Here is a 16,737-nt window from a genome sequence, read left to right as displayed (position 1 = left end):
AAGCTCAATGACCTTCGGGATGGTTCATCTTGACGACGACCTTGATGGCGTCGTCGATGCGCTCGCGTGCGTAGCGCAGGGCGGTGGGCACCTCCTCCAGCGGGAAGGTGTGGGTGTGGATCATCTTGGCGTCGAAGCGCTTCTGCGCCATCAGCGCCGCCGCCCGGTGGGTGGCGCTCTTGCCCTCGCCGCGGATGCCGTACAGGTAGATGTTGTTGCGCACCAGGTTGGCGATGTCGACCGGCACCGGCTCCGACGGGAACGCCGCCAGGCAGATGCGGCCGCCGCGCTTGAGCATCTTGGCGGCGTCGTTGACGGCGTTCGGCGCGCCGGAGCACTCCAGCACGTAGTGCGCGCCGCCGTTGGTGTAATGGCGCACCATCTCGACGGCGTCCTCCTTGGTCACGTTCACGGTGTAGTCGGCCCCGAGCTTGCGCCCCATCTCCAGCCGGTTGTCGCGGGTGCCGGTCAGGATCACTTCGCTGGCACCGAGCGCCTTGGCCACCGCCACGCCCATCAGGCCGATCGGCCCCGGGCCCATCACCACCACCGACTGGCCGGCGATCAGGCCGGCCGTGACGTCCAGGCCGTACATCGCGGTGCCGGCCGTGACGATCAGCGTCGCCTCCTCGTCGCTCATCTCCGCCGGCACGTGGGCCAGGGTGTTGATGCTGTTGATCGCGTACTGGGCAAAGCCGCCGTCGGTGGTGAAGCCGTTGGCGCGGTGACCCTTGTTCATCTCGCCGTAGTTCTTGCCGTAGTTCAGGCAGGCCGTGTACATGCCTTCGCGGCAGCGCTCGCAGCGCCCGCACCCGGCGTGCACTTCCACCGTGACCCGGTCGCCGACCCGGTACTCGTCGACGCCGGGACCGAGCTTGACGATCGTGCCCATGTACTCGTGGCCGGGCGTGAAGTTCTTGTTGAACGGCAGGCCGCCCTGGATCAGCGCCGGCGGACCCTTGTGGATGATCTCCAGGTCGGTGGCGCAGACGGCGATCGCGTCGATGCGCACCAGCACTTCGGCCGCGCCGGGCTGCGGCACCGGCTTGTCGACCAGGGTCAGCTGATCCGGGTCGCCCAGCACCCAGGCCTTCATGGTCGGCGGAATCTTGAAGGACTTGGGACGGAAGGCGGCTTCGGTCACGGCGTTCATTCGGGTCTCCTTGAATGTTGTGGGGCGGGCGGCAACGCTCGCGCGCCCGCCCGGCAAGGAGCCGATTACAGGGCCGGCATGCCCACCGTTCAAGGGCCGCCGGCCAGTTTCTTGGATAGTTTCAAGACTTCAGTCGATTTGTCCAAGAACCCTGGCCGCCCTGCTCGAGCGTTGGCCACCCGGCGTTCAGGCGGCCGGCGTCGGCAGCCGGCGCAGCCCGCTCACGGTGGAGGCGAAGATGATCAGCGCCTGCAGCACGAAGCCGGCCAGCGACAACCAGAGGCAGGCCGGCTCGCCCCAGGCGGCGCCCACCCAGGCGCCGAGCGCCGCGCCGACGGGACGGGCGCCGGCATTGACCGTCAGGAACACCGCCGACACCCGCCCGAGCATGGCGCCCGGCGTCACGCTCTGGCGCAGGGTGGTCGAGGTGATGGTCCAGATGATGGGACCGGCCCCGAAACAGAAGAAGGCGAGCGCCGCCAGCACGCCGCTGGGCAGCGCCAGCGTGGCGGCCATGGTGGCCGAGGCCAGCACCGACACGGCCGGCCCGAGCTGGATCGCCCGCCCGAACGGCAGGACCGCCAGCAGCCGCGAGGCGAACAGCGCGCCGACCACCATGCCGGCGCCGTAGCAGGCCAGCGTCATGCCCACCGCTTGCGCACCCAGACCCAGCACGCGCACGGCATAGGGGACGTAGGCGGCCTGGAGCACGAACCAGGCGATGTTCCAGGCCACCGCCGTCAGCAGGATCGGTTGCAGCAGGCGGTCGCGCCAGACAAACAGCGCGCCGTCCCTGATTTCGAGCAGCGGATGGCGGGGCGCTGGCGCCGGCCGCGCCGGCTCGGCGATGCGCCAGAGCCAGGCGACGGCGGCCGCCGACAGCAGCGCCGCCAGCACGAAGGCCGAAGGCGCGCCGGTCCACGCCACCAGCGCCCCCGCGAGCGCCGGGCCGCCGGCATAGGCGGCGCTGCGCGCCAGCTCCAGCCGGCCGTTGGCGCGGGCCAGCTGGCCGGAGCCGACCAGCGCCGGCACCAGCGCCGGCGCGGCCACGCTGAAGCCGACGGTGCCCACCGCGCCGAGGCAGCCCAGCACGGCCAGCCACACGATCGACAGCTGCCCGGACAGCGCCATCGCCAGCAAGGCCAGCAGCGACAGCGCCCGCAGGCCCTCGGCCACCAGCATCAGGCGCCGGCGCGCGATCCGATCGGCCAGCACGCCGAGCGGCACCGACAGCAGCAGGAAGGGCAGGGTCTGGACCGCCGCCAGCGTGCCGATCTCGGCGGCACCCGCGCCCAGCATCAGCACGGCCACCATCGGCACGGCCGCCAGGCTCAGTTGCTCGGCGGATTGGGCGGCGAGGTTCGACCAGGCGAGATCGGTGAAGGGGCGAGGCAAGGCGGCAGGCATGGGAACGGCTCCGCGAAGCCGCGATCATGCCCGCGCCGCCGCCACCGGCTCGCCATTTGCGGACCTGCGAACCGGTGGCCGCCGGTCAGCGGGCGTGCGCCTGCTCGGCGCGCACCCTGGCCAGCACGGCGGCGTGCTTGTCGGTCTCGGCGAACAGGCTGCGGGCGCAGGCCCGCAGCGCCTGCGCCTCGCAGGCGCCGACCTTCGAGGTGAGGTAGCCGTCGTCGGCCATGCCGCCCAGGGTCCAGGTGGCGGCGTAGACCGTGGCGCCGTCGCGCGCCATGGTGGCCAGGTAGATGCCGACGCGCTGCTCGGACGTCTTGACCAGCTGCAGGCGCCGGCTGCCGCCGATCTCGCCGGCCAGGGCGATCGCCAGCCGCTTGCCGAGCGCGTCGCTGCCGCTGTGGTTCAAGGTCACGTCGACCCGAGCCTCGTCGGCGAGCGCGGCGCCGGCAAGCGCCGCCAGCAGCAGCGGCGCGGCCCGTCGGTCCATCCATCGCATGCAGTCTCTCCCCGGTCCCCGCAAGCGCGCGGGGCGGCTTCATTGTGGGACAGGCGGTCGCGCCGCGGGGCCGCCGCGGATTGGCGGAAACCCTTCCCGCCGCGCGCGAACTCAGAGACTGTTGACCAGGTGGCCGCCGTCCACCGGTATCACCGCGCCGGTCATGTAGGACGACGCGTCCGACGCCAGCAGCAGCAGCGGGCCGTCGAGCTCCGGCAGCTGGCCGACGCGCTGCTGCGGCACCCGCGCGATGATGGCCTGGCCGGCCGCGGAGCGCAGCAGGTCGCGGTTGATGTCGGTCTCGAAGTAGCCGGGGGCGATCGCGTTGACCCGGATGCCGTGCTCGGCCCACTCCAGCGCCAGCGCCTTGGTCATCTGCACCACGCCGGCCTTGGTCGCGGCGTACGCCAGCACCTGCGGGCGCACGCGCAGGCCGAGGATCGAAGCGATGTTGACGATCGAGCCGTGCTGGCCCGCGCGGACGAGTTCGCGCGCCGCGGCCTGGGCCACCCGGAAGACGCCGGAGAGGTTCACGTCGACGACGTCGCGCCACTCCCGGTCGGGCAGGTCGATGCTCGGCGCCCGGGCCACCGTGCCGGCGTTGTTGACGATGACCGTCGGCACGCCCATCTCGGCCGTGACCTGCGCGAAGGCGCGGCCCACGCTGTCGGCGTCGCTGACGTCGGCCTGGAACGCCCGCACGTCGCCGGGCCGGCCGACGGCCTGGGCGATCTCGCCGGCGACGATCCGTCCCAGGTCGATGCGGCGCCCGAGCAGCGCCACCCGCGCCCCGTGCGCCGCCAGCACCTGCGAGAAGTGGCGGCCCAGGCCGCTGAAGCCGCCGGTCACCAGCGCCGTGCGGCCGTTCAGGTCGAATGTGATCATGCTTGTCTCCTGTGGCGCGCCAGCGTAACGCAGGCGCCGGCGCGGCCCACCCCTCGCTTGCCCGAGCACCATAATCGCCGCAGCCGATCGACCCACCATGAGCCTGCCAGCTTCCCGCCTCACCGAGCTCGACGCCTGCGCGCTGTCGCGCACCATCCATGCCCGCGAGGCCTCCTGCCGCGAGGTCATGCAGGCCTACCTCGACCGCATCGCCGCGGTCAACCCCGGCGCCAACGCGATCGTCAGCCTGCAGGAGCCGGAGCTGGCGCTGCGGCAGGCCGACGAGCGTGACGCGCAGCTGGCCCGCGGCGAATCCATGGGCTGGCTGCACGGCGTGCCGCAGGCCATCAAGGATCTGGCGAACGCCGCCGGCCTCCCGACGACGCTCGGCTCGCCGCTGATGCGCCACTTCGTCCCGAAGTCCGACAGCCTGGCGGTGCAGCGGATGAAGGCCGCCGGCTGCATCGTCATCGGCAAGACCAACACGCCGGAGTTCGGCCTGGGCTCGCACACCTTCAACGAAGTGTTCGGCACCACGCGCAATGCCTACGACCCGGCGCGCTCCGCCGGCGGCAGCAGCGGCGGCGCGGCGGTGGCCCTGGCGCTGCGCATGCTGCCGGTGGCCGACGGCTCCGACTTCATGGGCAGCCTGCGCAATCCGGCCGGCTGGAACAATGTCTTCGGCCTCAGGCCGAGCCAGGGCCGGGTGCCGGCGTGGCCGGTCCAGGACGTCTGGGTCAGCCAGCTGGGGACCGAAGGCCCGATGGCGCGCACGGTGCGCGACCTGGCGCGGCTGCTCGAAACACAGGCCGGCTTCGATCCGCGGGTGCCGCTCTCGCTGCAGGAGCCAGCGCCGTTGGCGCTGGATGGGGCGTTCGACGCCCGGGGCACGCGGGTCGGCTGGCTGGCGGACCTCGGCGGCTACCTGCCGATGGAGCCGGGCATCCTCGAGGTGTGCGGCCAGGCGCTGCGCCGGCTGGAGGGCATCGGCTGCGCCGTCGCGCCGCTGGCCCTGGGCACGGCGCCAGAGGCGGTGTGGGACGCCTGGCTGGTATGGCGGCGCGCCCTGGTGGCGACCCGGATCGCGCCGTTCCTGGTCAACCCGAAGAACCGCGAGCAGATCAAGCCCGAGGCGCTCTGGGAGTACGACCAGTCGCGACTGCTGACCGGCACCGAGTTCACCAGCGCCAGCGTGCAGCGCACCGCGTTCTACCAGCACATGCTGTCATTGCTGGCGCGCCACGACGTGCTGGCCCTGCCGGTGTCGCAGGTCTGGCCGTTCGATGCCAGGGAACGCTGGCCGCGCGCGATCGCCGGCGTGGCGATGGACACCTACCACCGCTGGATGGAGGTGGTGATCTACGCCACCTTCGCCGGCCTGCCGTGCATCAGCGTGCCGGCCGGCTTCGACCAGCGTGGCCTGCCGATGGGATTGCAGCTGATCGGCCAGCCGCGCGGCGAGCTGGCGCTGCTGTGCCTGGCGCAGGCGTACGAGGCCGCCGCCGCCGACGTCATCGCCCGCCGGCCGCCGGCCGCGACCGACGCCTGAGGCTGCCGGCCTGGGCGCTCAGCACGCGCTTCGCAGATGCCACGCCCGCGGCCGGGTGAAGGCCTGGATCCCGTACGTCGACAGCGTCAGGCCCACGCCCGAATCGCCGAAGCCGCTCCAGGGCAGCCGCGCACTGACGCGGTCGCAGCAGTTCCAGTACAGGCTGCCGGCACGAAGCTGCGACAGCAGCCGCTCGGCACGCTGCCGGTTCGGCGTGTAGACGCCGGCGGTGAGGCCGTAGCAGCTGTCGTTCATCAGGCCGATCGCCTCCTCGTCGCCGGCCACCCGCTGGATGCCGATCAGCGGGCCGAAGCTTTCGTCGCGCATCAGCGCCATGGTGTGGTCCACGTTGCTGAACACCGTCGGCGCGAACCAGTTCCCCGGCCCCGGCAGCCGATGGCCGCCCAGGTGCAGCCGGCCGCCCTTCGCTTTCGCGTCGGCCACCTGGGCCTCCAGCACCTCCAGCTGCGCCGCCCGCGTGATCGCGCCGATGTACGTCTCCTCGCTCATGGGATCGCCGACCTTGAAGCCGCGCACCGTCTCCACGAACGCCGCCACGAACGCGTCGTGGATCCGCTCGTGCACGTAGATCCGTTCCACCGAGCAGCAGCTCTGGCCGGTGTTGTACATCGCGCCGTCGGCCAGCGACCCGGCGGCGGCCTGCGGGTCGGCGTCCTCGCAGACGTAGCTCGGATCCTTGCCGCCGAGCTCCAGCTGCAGGCGGATGAAGCGCGAACCGACGGTCTGGGCGATCCGCCTGCCGGTGGCGACCGAGCCGGTGAAGAAAACGCCGTCGACCGGCTGCGCCAGCAAGGCCTCGCCGACCGCGCCGCCGCCGATCAAGGGCACGAACACGGCGCGCGGCACGCCCGCCTCGTGCAGCAGCCGGGCGATCTCCAGGCCGGTCATGCTGGCGAACTCCGAGGGCTTGTACAGCACCGCATTGCCGGTGAGCAATGCCGGCAGGATGACGTTGCAGCCGACGAACCACGGGTAGTTCCAGGCGGAAATGTTGGCCACGACCCCCAGCGGGACATGTTCGATCCGCTCCTGCAGGCCGCCTTCGTCGAGCACGGTTTCGTCGGCGGTCGACCGGTCCACCGCGTCGAGGAAGAAATCGATGCGCGGCAGCAGCCCGTTCAGCTCGTTGCGCGACATGCGGATCGGCTTGCCGGTCTCGCGCGTCATCGTCACCGCCAGCGACTCGAGGTCGCGCACCACGCCGGCGCGGAAGCGGGCGATGCAGGCCTTGCGTTCGGCCAGCGGCTGCCGGGCCCAGGCGCGCTGCGCCGCCCGCGCGCCCTGCGCCTTGGCCGCCACGCCAGCGTCGTCGTCGGCGGCAAGCTGCGCGATCAGGGCACCGCTGGCGGGGTCGTGCACGGCAAGCTGGGTCATGGTGTTCGGGGGTTCTCTCGTGTGGCGAGCGCCGCCGCCAGGAAGTCGTCGAGCAGCGCCGCGTCGTCGATGGTGTCGGCGCCGGGCCGGTGGAATTCGGGGTGCCATTGCACCGCGGCGACATACGGCTGGCCGGCCGCCGGCCGCCGGATCGCTTCCACCAGGCCGTCCTCGTCGCTGACCGCCTCCACGGCGAAGCCGGGGGCGAGCGCCTTCACCGCCTGGTGGTGAATGCTGTTCACCTTGTACCGGACGGCCGGCTGGTACAGCTGCGCGAGCCGGGTGCCTGGCTCGATGCTGATGGTGTGGAAGTTGCGGTCGTAGCTGGCCGCGTCGCGATGCACCAGCGCCTGCGGCAGCTGGGTCTGGATGTCCTGGTAGAGGGTGCCGCCGAACGCGACGTTCAGCAGCTGCAGGCCACGGCAGACGCCGAACACCGGCTTGCCGTGGCGCTCGAAGGCGCGCACCAGTTCGATCTCGTAGTCGTCGCGCAGCTTGTCGCCGGCCCAGCGCTCCTGCAGCGGCTGCTCGCCGTAACTGAGCGGCGAGACGTCGGCGCCGCCATGCAGCACCAGGCCGTCGAGCCACTGCGCATAGTGGTCCAGCGTCACGTCGCCGCGCTGCGTCGGCCCGGTCGGGCTGGGCACCAGCACCGCCAGCGCGCCGGTCGACATCACCCAGTGGGCGATCGACTGCTCGAGGTACTGCAGGGTCTTGATGGCGAAGGTGGTGCGGGCCGGGTCCGGGTGCATGAAGCACGCCGAGATGCCGATCTTCAGGCGCGAGGCGGCGTCCACGGGCTACATCGCCTCCTCGAAGAACGCCTCGAAGTCGGCGCGCGTGCAGGGCCGCGGATTGGTCTGGTGGCAGCTGTCGGCCAGGGCGACCTCCACCAGCCGCGGAATCTGCTCGCGCTTGACGCCGTGCGCCGCCAGCTTGCCCCGGATGCCGACCCGCGCCTTCAGGGTCCGCAACCAGGCGATGAACTGCTCGCCGCCGCCCGACACCTGGCACACGTGCGCCAGTTCGTCGAACTTGTCCGGCACCGCTTCCTGGTTCCACTCCAGCACGGTGTCGATCATCAGCGCGTTGGCCAGGCCATGGTGCATGTTGCAGACGGCGCCCAGCGCGTGGGCGCAGGAATGGACCGCGCCCAGGTCCTTCTGGAACGCGATCGCGCCCATCATGGAGGCCATCATCATGTCGCCGCGCGCCGCGATGTCGCCCGGCTCGCTGACCGCGCGCAGCAGCGACCGGGCGGCGATCCGCGCGCCTTCCAGGGCGATCCCGTCGCACAGCGGATGGTACGAGGGCGAGAGGTAGCTCTCGATGTTGTGCGTGAGCGCGTCCATGCCGGTGGCCGCGGTCACGTTCGGCGGCAGGCCCAGGGTCAGTTCGGGATCGGCGAACACCGCCCGCGCCAGGATCTTCGGGCTGAAGATCACGCGCTTGAGGTGGGTCTGGTCGTCGCTGATGACCGACGAGCGGCCCACCTCCGAGCCGGTGCCGGCCGTCGTCGGCACGGCGACGAAATACGGCAGGTCGCCCTCGATCGCCCGCACCTGCGGATGGTCCCACGCGTATTCGATGATGCCGCCCTCGCGGGTCGCGGCCAGGCCGACCACCTTGGCGACGTCCAGCGCCGCACCGCCGCCCAGGCCGATGACGCCGTCGGCCCGGTGCGCGCGGAATGCCTGCGCTCCCGCGGCCACTTGCGCGGCCGTCGGGTTGCCGGCGACGCCGCTGTAGACACCGACGTCGAGGCCGGCCAGCAGGCCGCGGAACTCGGCCAGCAGCGGCAGGTCCGCCAGCGCCTGGTCGGTGACCAGCAGCGGCCGCTGCAGCCCCCGCTCCCGCAGGTGGCCGGCCACCTCGCGCCGCGCGCCCGGCCCGAAGCGGATCGCCGTGGGGAAGGAAAAGCCGCTGATGCTCATGTGCAATCGCCTCCTGCAAGTCCTCATTGTCGGCCCGGGCGGCAGCGCGCGGGCCCCTGGTGCCGCCGCTCAGATGACTTCCAGGTAGCGCTTCAGCTCCCAGTCGGTCACCCCGTCGAGCCACTGGCGCCACTCCCAGTCGCGGGTCGCGGCGAAATGGTCGACGAAGGTGTCGCCCAGGAAGTCGCGGGCGATGTCCGACTGCTGGAAGATGCGGGTGGTTTCGATCAGCGTGCGCGGCGCCCGCGGCACCTGCTCGGCGCCCTGGTTGGTGCCGGTGATCGGCGCGGCGGTGAGTTTCAGGTTGCGCTCGACGCCGTACAGCCCGGCCGCGACCACGGCGGCCAGCGCGAGGTAGGGATTGATGTCGGCACCCGGACAGCGCGTTTCCAGCCGCGTCGACTTGGGACTGCCGGCCAGCACGCGAAAGCTCGCGGTGCGGTTGTCGATGCCCCAGGTGGGCTTGACCGGCGCCCAGAAGCCGTCGACCAGGCGCTTGTAGCTGTTGATCGTCGGCCAGAACAGCGGCGCGAACTGCAGCAGGCAGGCGACCTGCCCGGCCACGTAGCTCTCGAACAGCGCGCTCATGCCGCGCTCGCGCTTGGCGTCGTGGAACAGGTTGGTCTTGCCGTCCGACAGACTTTGATGGACGTGGCCGGAGCAGCCGGGATACTGCGCGCTCCACTTCGCCATGAAGCTCGGCATGATCCCGAAGCGGGCGCCGATCTCCTTGGCGCCGGTCTTGAACAGGATCGCGCGGTCGGCCTGCTCCAGCGCCTCCGAGAACGCGATCGCCGCCTCGTACACGCCGGGCCCGGTCTCGGTGTGCAGTCCTTCGATCGGCACCCGGAAGGCGAGCATCTCGTCCAGCAGCGCGTGGAAGAACTCGCGGTGCTGGTTCACCCGCAGCAGCGAGTAGCCGAACATGCCGGGCGTCAGCGTCTGCGGTCCCACCCCCTGTTTCGCCGCCCAGCTTTGCGGCGTCTCGCGGAAGTTGAACCATTCGAATTCCAGGCCGGCCATCACCTCGAACCCGAGCTTCCTGGCCCGCTGCAGCACCCGCTTCAGGGTCTGGCGCGGACAGACCGGGTACGGCGTGCCGTCCGGATTGACGAATTCACCGAGAAAGAAATCGACGTTGCCGTCCCACGGCACCTGGCGGTGGGTGTCCAGGTCGAGCCGTGCCAGGGCGTCCGGGAAGCCGTGCTGCCATCCGGTGACCTGCGCGTTGTCGTAGGTGTGGTCGTTGCAGTCCCAGCCGAACACCACGTCGCAAAAGCCGAAGCCGCCGTCGGCGGCGCCGTCGAACTTGTCCTTGTGCAGGTACTTGCCGCGCAGGATGCCGTCGATGTCGCTGCACGCGACCTTCACCTTGGCGGCCCCCGAGGCGCGGATGGCGGCGAGGGCGGGATGGACCTGGTGTGGCATGGCGCTCCTGTGTGACCTTGTGTCACAGTCTGCAGCGAAACGCCTGGCGGCGGCGGGCATCGCTACAGGATGCAACGGCGGCTGCTCTAATGCAGCCCATGCGTTGCCCCCGCCCTCCCCTGCCATGGTGCTGACCTGGACCGTCGCCGCGGCCGTGCTGGTCGGCGCGTTGCTGCACGCCGGCTGGAATGCCCTGATCAAGTCGAGCAGCGACAAGTCGCTGGACACCGCGCTGCTGCAGTTGCTCGGCTGCGCGCTGGGGCTGCCGCTGGTCCTGGTCGTCGGCTGGCCGGCCGCCGCCTCCTGGCCGTTCCTGGCCGGCTCGACGGCGATCCACCTCGCCTACTACGCCGCCCTCAGCCGCGCCTACCACCACGGCGAGCTCGGGCTCGCCTACCCGCTGATGCGCGGCACGGCGCCGCTGCTGGTTGCGCTGGCCACCGCCGCCACCATCGGCGAGTCGCCGTCGGCGCTGACCTGGGTCGGCGTCGCGGGGATCAGCCTGGGGGTGCTGGCGCTCGGCCTGTCGCGCCAGGCGCTGGCGTCGCCGCGGGCCGTCGCCTTCGCGCTCGCCAACGCGGTGGTGATCGCGGCGTACACCATCACCGACGGGCTGGGCGTGCGCGCCAGCGGCAGCGCGCTGCAGTACGTCGCCGCGCTCTTTGCCCTGCATGGCTGGCCGTTCGTGCTGCTGGTGCTGGCGCGGCGGGGCCGCAGCTTCTGGCCCTATGCGCGGCGGCGCTGGCCGCTGGCCACGCTGGGCGCGCTGGCGTCGTTGGCTTCCTATGGCATCGCGCTGTGGGCGATGACGCGGGCACCGGTGGCCACCATCGCGGCGCTGCGCGAGACTTCGGTGCTGTTCGCCGCGCTGCTGGGAACCTGGCTGCTGAAGGAATCGTTCACGCCGCAGCGCGCCGCCGCCACGGCCCTGATCGTGGCCGGGGTGATGGCGCTGCGCCTGGGCTGAAGCTCAGCCCGCGCGGTCCTCCCGCGGCGGCTCCTCGCGCCCTTCGCGGGAAGCCTTCTCCTCGCCGTGGATCGAATTGGATGCCGCCGACACGCCGTTGCCGTCGCTGAACTCGTTGAACCGGCGCTGCAGCAGCTTGCGCTGCAGCGGTCGGCCCAGTTCCTTGGTGTAGTAAGCCACCTCGAATTCCTCTCGCGCCGCCTGCCCGTCCTTGCCGTTGCCCTTGCCCTTGCCCTTGTCCGTGTCCGTATCGCTTGCCATCCGCACGAGCATAGCGAGCGAGCACTCACCCCCTGTAGGACGGCACTGATGGTCGCCTTCGGACGGCGTGCACTCAGCCGATGCGCGGTCGCTGACCGGCGTCAACCGGCGAACTGGTGGGCCGGCCACACGTTGGCTTACCATGGCGTCACCATTGCAGCGTCAGGAGAGAACATGCGTTCCAGCCACCGCCGTACAGCCCAACCGTTCCAGGAGGGCCGCGCGGCGGCCCGCGGGGAGGCCTGACCATGGGCACCCCCGCGGACATCGCCGAGCTGCGCACGCTCGCCCTCGTCGGCCCCGGCACCGCCGGCAAGACCACCCTGGCCGAGGCGCTGCTGTGGAAGGCTGGCGTCATCGGCACCCCGGGCAGCGTGGAGCGCGGCTCCACGGTGAGCGACTGCGACCCGCTCGAGAAGAAGGCGCAACGCTCCCTGAACAGCTCGATCCTGCATCTGCGCCACGACGGCGTGCGCGTGCATGTGATCGACACCCCCGGCGCGCCGGACTTCGTGGGCCAGTCGCTGCCCGCGCTGGAAGCGGTCGAGACGGCGGCGGTCGTGATCAGCGCCACCACCGGGGTCGAGCCGATGGCCGAGCGCATGATGCGGTGGGCCGCCCAGCGCGAACGCGACCGGCTCATCATCGTCAACAAGATCGATGCGCCCGACATCGACCTCGAGGCGCTGGTCGGCGAGATCCAGGCCGCCTTCGGCCGCGAATGCCTGCCGCTGAACCTGCCGGCGGAAGGCGGCGCCAAGGTCGTCGATTGCTTCTTCACCCGCGAGTCGGCGACGCCGACCGACTTCTCGTCGGTCGAGAAGGCGCACCGCGCCCTGGTGGAACAGGTGGTGGAGGTGGACGCCGGGTTCGTCGAGCGCTACCTCAACGACGGCGACATCGATGCCAGCGAACTGCACGCCCCGCTGGAGCAGGCGCTGCGCGAGGGGCACCTGGTGCCGATCTGCTTCGTCTCGGCGCGCACCGGCGCCGGCGTGCCGGAGCTGCTGGACGTGATCGCCAAGCTGCTGCCCGATCCGAACGAAGCCAATCCGCCGCAGTTCCTGCAGGGCGAAGGCGCCGCGGCCAAGCCGCTCGCGGCGCAGCCCGACCCGGCCAAGCACGTGCTGGCGCATGTGTTCAAGATCACGCAGGACCCGTACGTGGGCAAGATGGGCGTGATGCGCGTGCACCAGGGCACCCTCAAGCCCGGCATGCAGCTGTACGTGGGCGACGCCCGCCGGCCGTTCAAGGTCGGCCACCTGCTGACGCTGCAGGGCAAGGAATTCGCCGACCTGCAGAAGGCGGTGCCGGGCGACCTGTGCGCCATCGCCAAGGTCGAGGAGCTGTGCTTCGACGCCGTGCTGCACGACTCGCCCGACGACGACCACATCCACCTCAAGCCGTTCGAATTCCCGGTGCCGGTGCACGGCCTGGCGATCGAGCCGAAGCGCCGCGGCGACGAGCAGCGGCTGCACGACATCCTGCAGAAGCTGGTGAGCGAGGACCCGTGCCTGCGGGTCGAGCACGTGGCGGCGACCAACGAAAGCGTCGTCTACGGGCTGGGCGAGCAGCACCTGCGCACGGTGCTCGACCGGCTGACCGAGGTGCACAAGTGCGAGGTCAACACGCGACCGCCGCGCATCGCGTACCGCGAGACGATCACGGCGCCGGCCGAAGGCCACCACCGGCACAAGAAACAGACCGGCGGCGCCGGCCAGTTCGGCGAGGTGTTCCTGCGGGTCGAGCCGCTGCCGCGCGGCGCCGGCTTCGAATTCGTCGACCAGGTCAAGGGCGGCGCGATTCCGTACAACTTCATGCCGGCCGTGGAAAAGGGCGTGCGGCAGGCGCTCGACAGCGGCGTGGTCGCGGGCTACCCGGTGGTGGACCTGCGGGTGATCGTCTACGACGGCAAGCACCATCCGGTCGACAGCAAGGAAATCGCCTTCATCACGGCCGGCAAGAAGGCGCTGATGGCGGCGGTGCAGGCGGCGCGTCCGAGCGTGCTGGAGCCGATCGTCAACGTGGAGATCTCCGCGCCGGAACAGAACATCGGCGACATCACGGGCGACCTGGCGTCGCGGCGCGGCCAGGTCAGCGGCACGACATCGGCCAGCGGCGCGCTGGCGGTGCGGGCGCAGGCGCCGCTGTCCGAGCTGGCGAGCTACCAGTCGCGGCTGAATGCGCTGACCGGCGGCCAGGGCCGCTACACCATCGAGTTCAGCCACTACGAGGCGGTGCCGCCGAACGTGCAGCAGCAGCTGATCTCGCAGCACAAGGTCAAGGACGAGGACTGAAGCGCGACGGTGGCCGTGACCGGCCGGCCCGGCCGGCGCGCGGCCTGTCAGAATCGGCGCCATGAAAATCGAAAAGGACACGGTGCCGACCGTGCAATTCAAGGTCGCCGACGCACAGGGGCGGCTGATCCAGGACAGCCGCGAGCCGATGGTGTACCTGCATGGCGGCTACGACAACACGCTGCCGGGGATCGAGGCCGGGCTGGAAGGCAAGCAGGCCGGCGACCAGCTGGTGCTGACGCTGGCGCCGCAGGACGCCTTCGGCGAGCGCGACGAAACGCTGGCGCGCACCATTCCCAAGAGTGAATTCCCGCCCGGCATCAAGGTCGGCGGCCAGATGGACGGCCACACCGACGACGGCCAGCCGCACACGTTCTGGGTGATGAAGGTCAAGGGCGACAAGGTGCTGCTCGATGGCAACCACCCGCTGGCCGGCCAGACCGTGCGCTTCCATCTCAAGGTGCTCTCGGTGCGGGCGGCCACGGCCGAGGAAATCGCGCACCGGCACGTGCACGGGGAGCACGGCCATCACCACTGAGCCGGAGGCGCGGCCATGCGCCTGAAGATGGCGCAGAACTCGCTGTTCGCGGTGCTGCTGCGCTCGCGATGGTGGATCAGTCTCCTGGTGGCCGTGGCCGTGGTCGCCGCGGCGCGCGCGCTGCTGCCGCCCCAGTACTGGGTGTTCGGCGCCATGGGCGCGTTCCCGTTCCTGGTGATCGCCGCGATCGCCCTCGTGAAGCAGTGGCGGCGGCCGAGCGAACGGCAGACGCAGCAGGTCGTGGAGCGGGTGCGGGCGATGGCATGGCGCGAGTTCGCGCAGCTGCTGGAGCAGGCGTTCGCGCGCGACGGCTACCAGGTCCAGCGCATCGAGGGCGCGGCCGACCTGGCGGTGACGCGCGCCGGCCGCACGGCGCTGGTGGCGGCGCGCCGCTGGAAAGCGGCACGCCATGGCGAGGAAGGCATCGCGGCGCTGCACGCGCAGATGCGGGAGCGCGATGCCAGCGGATGCACCTACATCGCGCTGGGCCAGCTGAGCGCCAATGCCCAGGCCTTCGCCCGTGCGCACGGCGTGCAGGTCATGCAGGCCGAAGGGCTGGCCCAGCTGCTGCGGACGCTGCCTGGGCGCACCGGCTGAGGGTCGGCGCGCCCGCGGCGCCCGCCGGCCGGGGCGCCGGCTTACTTGGCGACGACCCGGACCATCTCCAGGCACTTGTTCGAGTAGCCCCACTCGTTGTCGTACCAGGACACGATCTTCACGAACGTGCCGTCCAGCGCGATCCCGGCGTCGGCGTCGAAGATCGACGTGCGCGGGTCGCTGCGGAAGTCGGTGGCGACCACCTTGTCCTCGGTGTAGCCGAGCACGCCCTGCAGGCCGCCCTGCGCCACGGGCTTGGCGCTCTGCGCCTTCATCTCCGCGCAGATCTGCTCGTAGCTGGCTTCCTTCACCAGTTCCACCGTCAGGTCGACCACCGAGACGTCGCTGGTGGGGACCCGGAAGCTCATGCCGGTCAGCTTCTTGTTCAGCTCCGGAATCACCTTGCCGACGGCCTTCGCGGCGCCCGTGCTCGACGGGATGATGTTTTCCAGGATGCCGCGGCCGCCGCGCCAGTCCTTGTTGCTGGGGCCATCCACCGTCTTTTGGGTCGCCGTCGCGGCGTGCACCGTCGTCATCAGGCCGCGCTTGATGCCCCTCTTGTCGTTGAGCACCTTGGCGACGGGCGCCAGGCAGTTGGTGGTGCAGGAGGCGTTGGAAACGATCGCTTCGCCGTTGTACTGCTGATGGTTCACGCCGTACACGAACATCGGCGTGTCGTCCTTGCTGGGGGCCGACATGATCACCTTTTTGGCGCCGGCGGCCAGGTGCTTCTCGGCCGAGGCCTTGTCCAGGAACAGGCCGGTGGACTCGATCACCACCTCGGCGCCCACTTCGTTCCACTTCAGGTTGGCCGGATCGCGCTCCTGCGTCAGGCGGATGCGCTTGCCGTTGACGATGAGGGTGTTGCCCTCGACGGCGATCTCGCCCTTGAAGCGGCCGTGGACCGAGTCGTACTGGAGCATGTACGCCAGGTAGCTCGGCTCGAGCAGGTCGTTGATGCCGACCACTTCGATGTCGCTGAAGTTCTGCACGGCCGAGCGCAGCACGTTGCGCCCGATGCGGCCGAAGCCGTTGATGCCGACTTTGATGGTCATGGAGAGATACCTTCCTGGTGGATTGAGAAAGCGGAACCTGCAGGCGTCATTGTGAAACGCGTCCGGCCAGAACGGCGCGGACGGTGTCGGCGACGTTCTCCGGCGTGAACCCGAAGTGCTTGAACAGCACGTTGGCCGGGGCCGACTCGCCGTAGCTGTCGATGCCGACCACGGCCGCGCAACCGTACTTCCACCAGAAGTCGGTCACGCCCATCTCGACGGCGATGCGCGGCACGCCGGCGGGCAGCACCTGCGCCTTGTAGATCGCGCCCTGGCGGTCGAACGCGGTGGTGCTGGGCATCGAGACCACGCGCACGGCGATGCCGTCGCCGGCCAGCTGCTCCTGCGCCTTCAGCGCCAGCTGCACTTCCGAGCCGGTGGCGATGATGACGGCCCGCGGCGCGCCGTTCAGGCCGACCTCGCTCGCGTCGGCGAGCACGTAGGCGCCCTTGCTGATGTCCTCGAGCCCGGCCTTGGGGGCGTACGGCAGGTTCTGCCGCGACAGCAGCAGCGCGGTCGGCCGGTTCATGTTCTGCAGCGCGACGGCCCAGGCCACGGCGGTTTCGGCCGTGTCGCAGGGGCGCCAGACGTCCAGGTTCGGAATCAGCCGCAGGCTCGCAGCGTGCTCGATCGACTGGTGGGTCGGCCCGTCCTCGCCCAGGCCGATCGAATCGTGGGTGAACACGTGGATGATGCGCTTGCGCATCAGCGCCGCCATCCGGATCGCGTTGCGGCTGTAGTCGCTGAACGTGAGGAAGGTGCCGCCGTA

Annotated in this window: 16 protein-coding genes; 5 read left to right on the top strand and 11 right to left on the bottom strand. The window is 70.8% G+C overall.

Annotated features, from left to right (window positions below):
- Window positions 1-4 precede the first annotated feature (4 nt).
- The 4 genes from VNT59_RS10760 to VNT59_RS10745 all read right to left on the bottom strand — a co-directional run bounded on the left by VNT59_RS10760 (window position 5) and on the right by VNT59_RS10745 (window position 3,947).
- The gene (locus VNT59_RS10760) at window positions 5-1,153 is read right to left on the bottom strand and encodes a zinc-dependent alcohol dehydrogenase (RefSeq protein WP_325498404.1); all 1,149 of its coding nucleotides are present in this window, start codon (window positions 1,151-1,153) and stop codon (window positions 5-7) included.
- Window positions 1,154-1,339: 186 nt separating this feature from the next.
- The gene (locus VNT59_RS10755) at window positions 1,340-2,560 is read right to left on the bottom strand and encodes an MFS transporter (RefSeq protein WP_325498403.1); all 1,221 of its coding nucleotides are present in this window, start codon (window positions 2,558-2,560) and stop codon (window positions 1,340-1,342) included.
- A gap of 85 nt (window positions 2,561-2,645) precedes the next feature.
- Window positions 2,646-3,053 (bottom strand): hypothetical protein, encoded by a 408-nt coding sequence (locus tag VNT59_RS10750; RefSeq protein WP_325498402.1) that lies wholly within the window; start codon window positions 3,051-3,053, stop codon window positions 2,646-2,648.
- 120 nt (window positions 3,054-3,173) lie between these two features.
- Window positions 3,174-3,947: an SDR family NAD(P)-dependent oxidoreductase gene (locus VNT59_RS10745; protein ID WP_325498401.1), complete on the bottom strand. Its 774-nt coding sequence runs from the start codon at window positions 3,945-3,947 to the stop codon at window positions 3,174-3,176.
- A 97-nt stretch (window positions 3,948-4,044) separates the two neighbouring features.
- On the opposite strand from VNT59_RS10745, the gene VNT59_RS10740 reads away from it, so the two are divergent.
- Complete coding sequence (locus VNT59_RS10740; protein ID WP_325498400.1) at window positions 4,045-5,496, top strand: amidase; 1,452 nt, start codon at window positions 4,045-4,047, stop codon at window positions 5,494-5,496.
- Window positions 5,497-5,514: 18 nt separating this feature from the next.
- On the opposite strand, the gene VNT59_RS10735 is transcribed toward VNT59_RS10740, so the two are convergent.
- The 4 genes from VNT59_RS10735 to VNT59_RS10720 all read right to left on the bottom strand — a co-directional run bounded on the left by VNT59_RS10735 (window position 5,515) and on the right by VNT59_RS10720 (window position 10,253).
- A complete protein-coding gene (locus tag VNT59_RS10735; RefSeq protein WP_325498399.1) occupies window positions 5,515-6,891 on the bottom strand; it encodes an aldehyde dehydrogenase family protein in 1,377 nt (458 codons plus the stop codon).
- Window positions 6,888-7,688: a type 1 glutamine amidotransferase gene (locus VNT59_RS10730; RefSeq protein ID WP_325498398.1), complete on the bottom strand. Its 801-nt coding sequence runs from the start codon at window positions 7,686-7,688 to the stop codon at window positions 6,888-6,890. The genes VNT59_RS10735 and VNT59_RS10730 overlap by 4 nt, the downstream gene beginning before the upstream one ends.
- A 3-nt stretch (window positions 7,689-7,691) precedes the next feature.
- Window positions 7,692-8,825 carry an iron-containing alcohol dehydrogenase gene (locus VNT59_RS10725; protein ID WP_325498397.1) on the bottom strand — a complete coding sequence of 378 codons (1,134 nt, stop codon included), beginning with the start codon at window positions 8,823-8,825 and terminating at the stop codon, window positions 7,692-7,694.
- A 69-nt stretch (window positions 8,826-8,894) separates the two neighbouring features.
- Window positions 8,895-10,253 carry a glutamine synthetase family protein gene (locus VNT59_RS10720; RefSeq protein WP_325498396.1) on the bottom strand — a complete coding sequence of 453 codons (1,359 nt, stop codon included), beginning with the start codon at window positions 10,251-10,253 and terminating at the stop codon, window positions 8,895-8,897.
- Between the two features lie 124 nt (window positions 10,254-10,377).
- Between VNT59_RS10720 and VNT59_RS10715 the strand changes: the two genes are divergently transcribed.
- Entirely contained in the window at window positions 10,378-11,220 is an 843-nt protein-coding gene (locus VNT59_RS10715) for an EamA family transporter (RefSeq protein WP_325498395.1), read from the top strand.
- Window positions 11,221-11,223: 3 nt separating this feature from the next.
- Here the strand turns inward: VNT59_RS10715 and VNT59_RS10710 are convergent, their stop codons facing one another.
- A complete protein-coding gene (locus tag VNT59_RS10710) occupies window positions 11,224-11,481 on the bottom strand; it encodes a hypothetical protein (protein WP_325498394.1) in 258 nt (85 codons plus the stop codon).
- A gap of 248 nt (window positions 11,482-11,729) precedes the next feature.
- Between VNT59_RS10710 and fusA the strand changes: the two genes are divergently transcribed.
- The 3 genes from fusA to VNT59_RS10695 all read left to right on the top strand — a co-directional run bounded on the left by fusA (window position 11,730) and on the right by VNT59_RS10695 (window position 14,913).
- Window positions 11,730-13,778: an elongation factor G gene (gene fusA, locus VNT59_RS10705; protein ID WP_325498393.1), complete on the top strand. Its 2,049-nt coding sequence runs from the start codon at window positions 11,730-11,732 to the stop codon at window positions 13,776-13,778.
- A gap of 61 nt (window positions 13,779-13,839) precedes the next feature.
- A complete protein-coding gene (locus VNT59_RS10700) occupies window positions 13,840-14,316 on the top strand; it encodes a peptidylprolyl isomerase (protein WP_325498392.1) in 477 nt (158 codons plus the stop codon).
- Window positions 14,317-14,331: 15 nt separating this feature from the next.
- Window positions 14,332-14,913 (top strand): restriction endonuclease, encoded by a 582-nt coding sequence (locus VNT59_RS10695; protein WP_325498391.1) that lies wholly within the window; start codon window positions 14,332-14,334, stop codon window positions 14,911-14,913.
- A gap of 41 nt (window positions 14,914-14,954) precedes the next feature.
- Here the strand turns inward: VNT59_RS10695 and gap are convergent, their stop codons facing one another.
- Together gap and VNT59_RS10685 are read right to left on the bottom strand one after the other, a co-directional pair.
- Window positions 14,955-15,968, bottom strand: coding sequence for a type I glyceraldehyde-3-phosphate dehydrogenase (gap, locus tag VNT59_RS10690; RefSeq protein WP_325498390.1), 1,014 nt, complete (start codon window positions 15,966-15,968; stop codon window positions 14,955-14,957).
- 46 nt (window positions 15,969-16,014) lie between these two features.
- Window positions 16,015-16,737: transketolase-like TK C-terminal-containing protein (locus VNT59_RS10685; protein WP_325498389.1), on the bottom strand; the 723-nt coding region annotated here is incomplete at its 5' end.

The sequence above is a fragment of the Ramlibacter sp. genome (genome assembly GCF_035554825.1).
Lineage (GTDB): Bacteria > Pseudomonadota > Gammaproteobacteria > Burkholderiales > Burkholderiaceae_C > Ramlibacter.
This window is presented reverse-complemented; position numbering and strand designations above follow the sequence as displayed.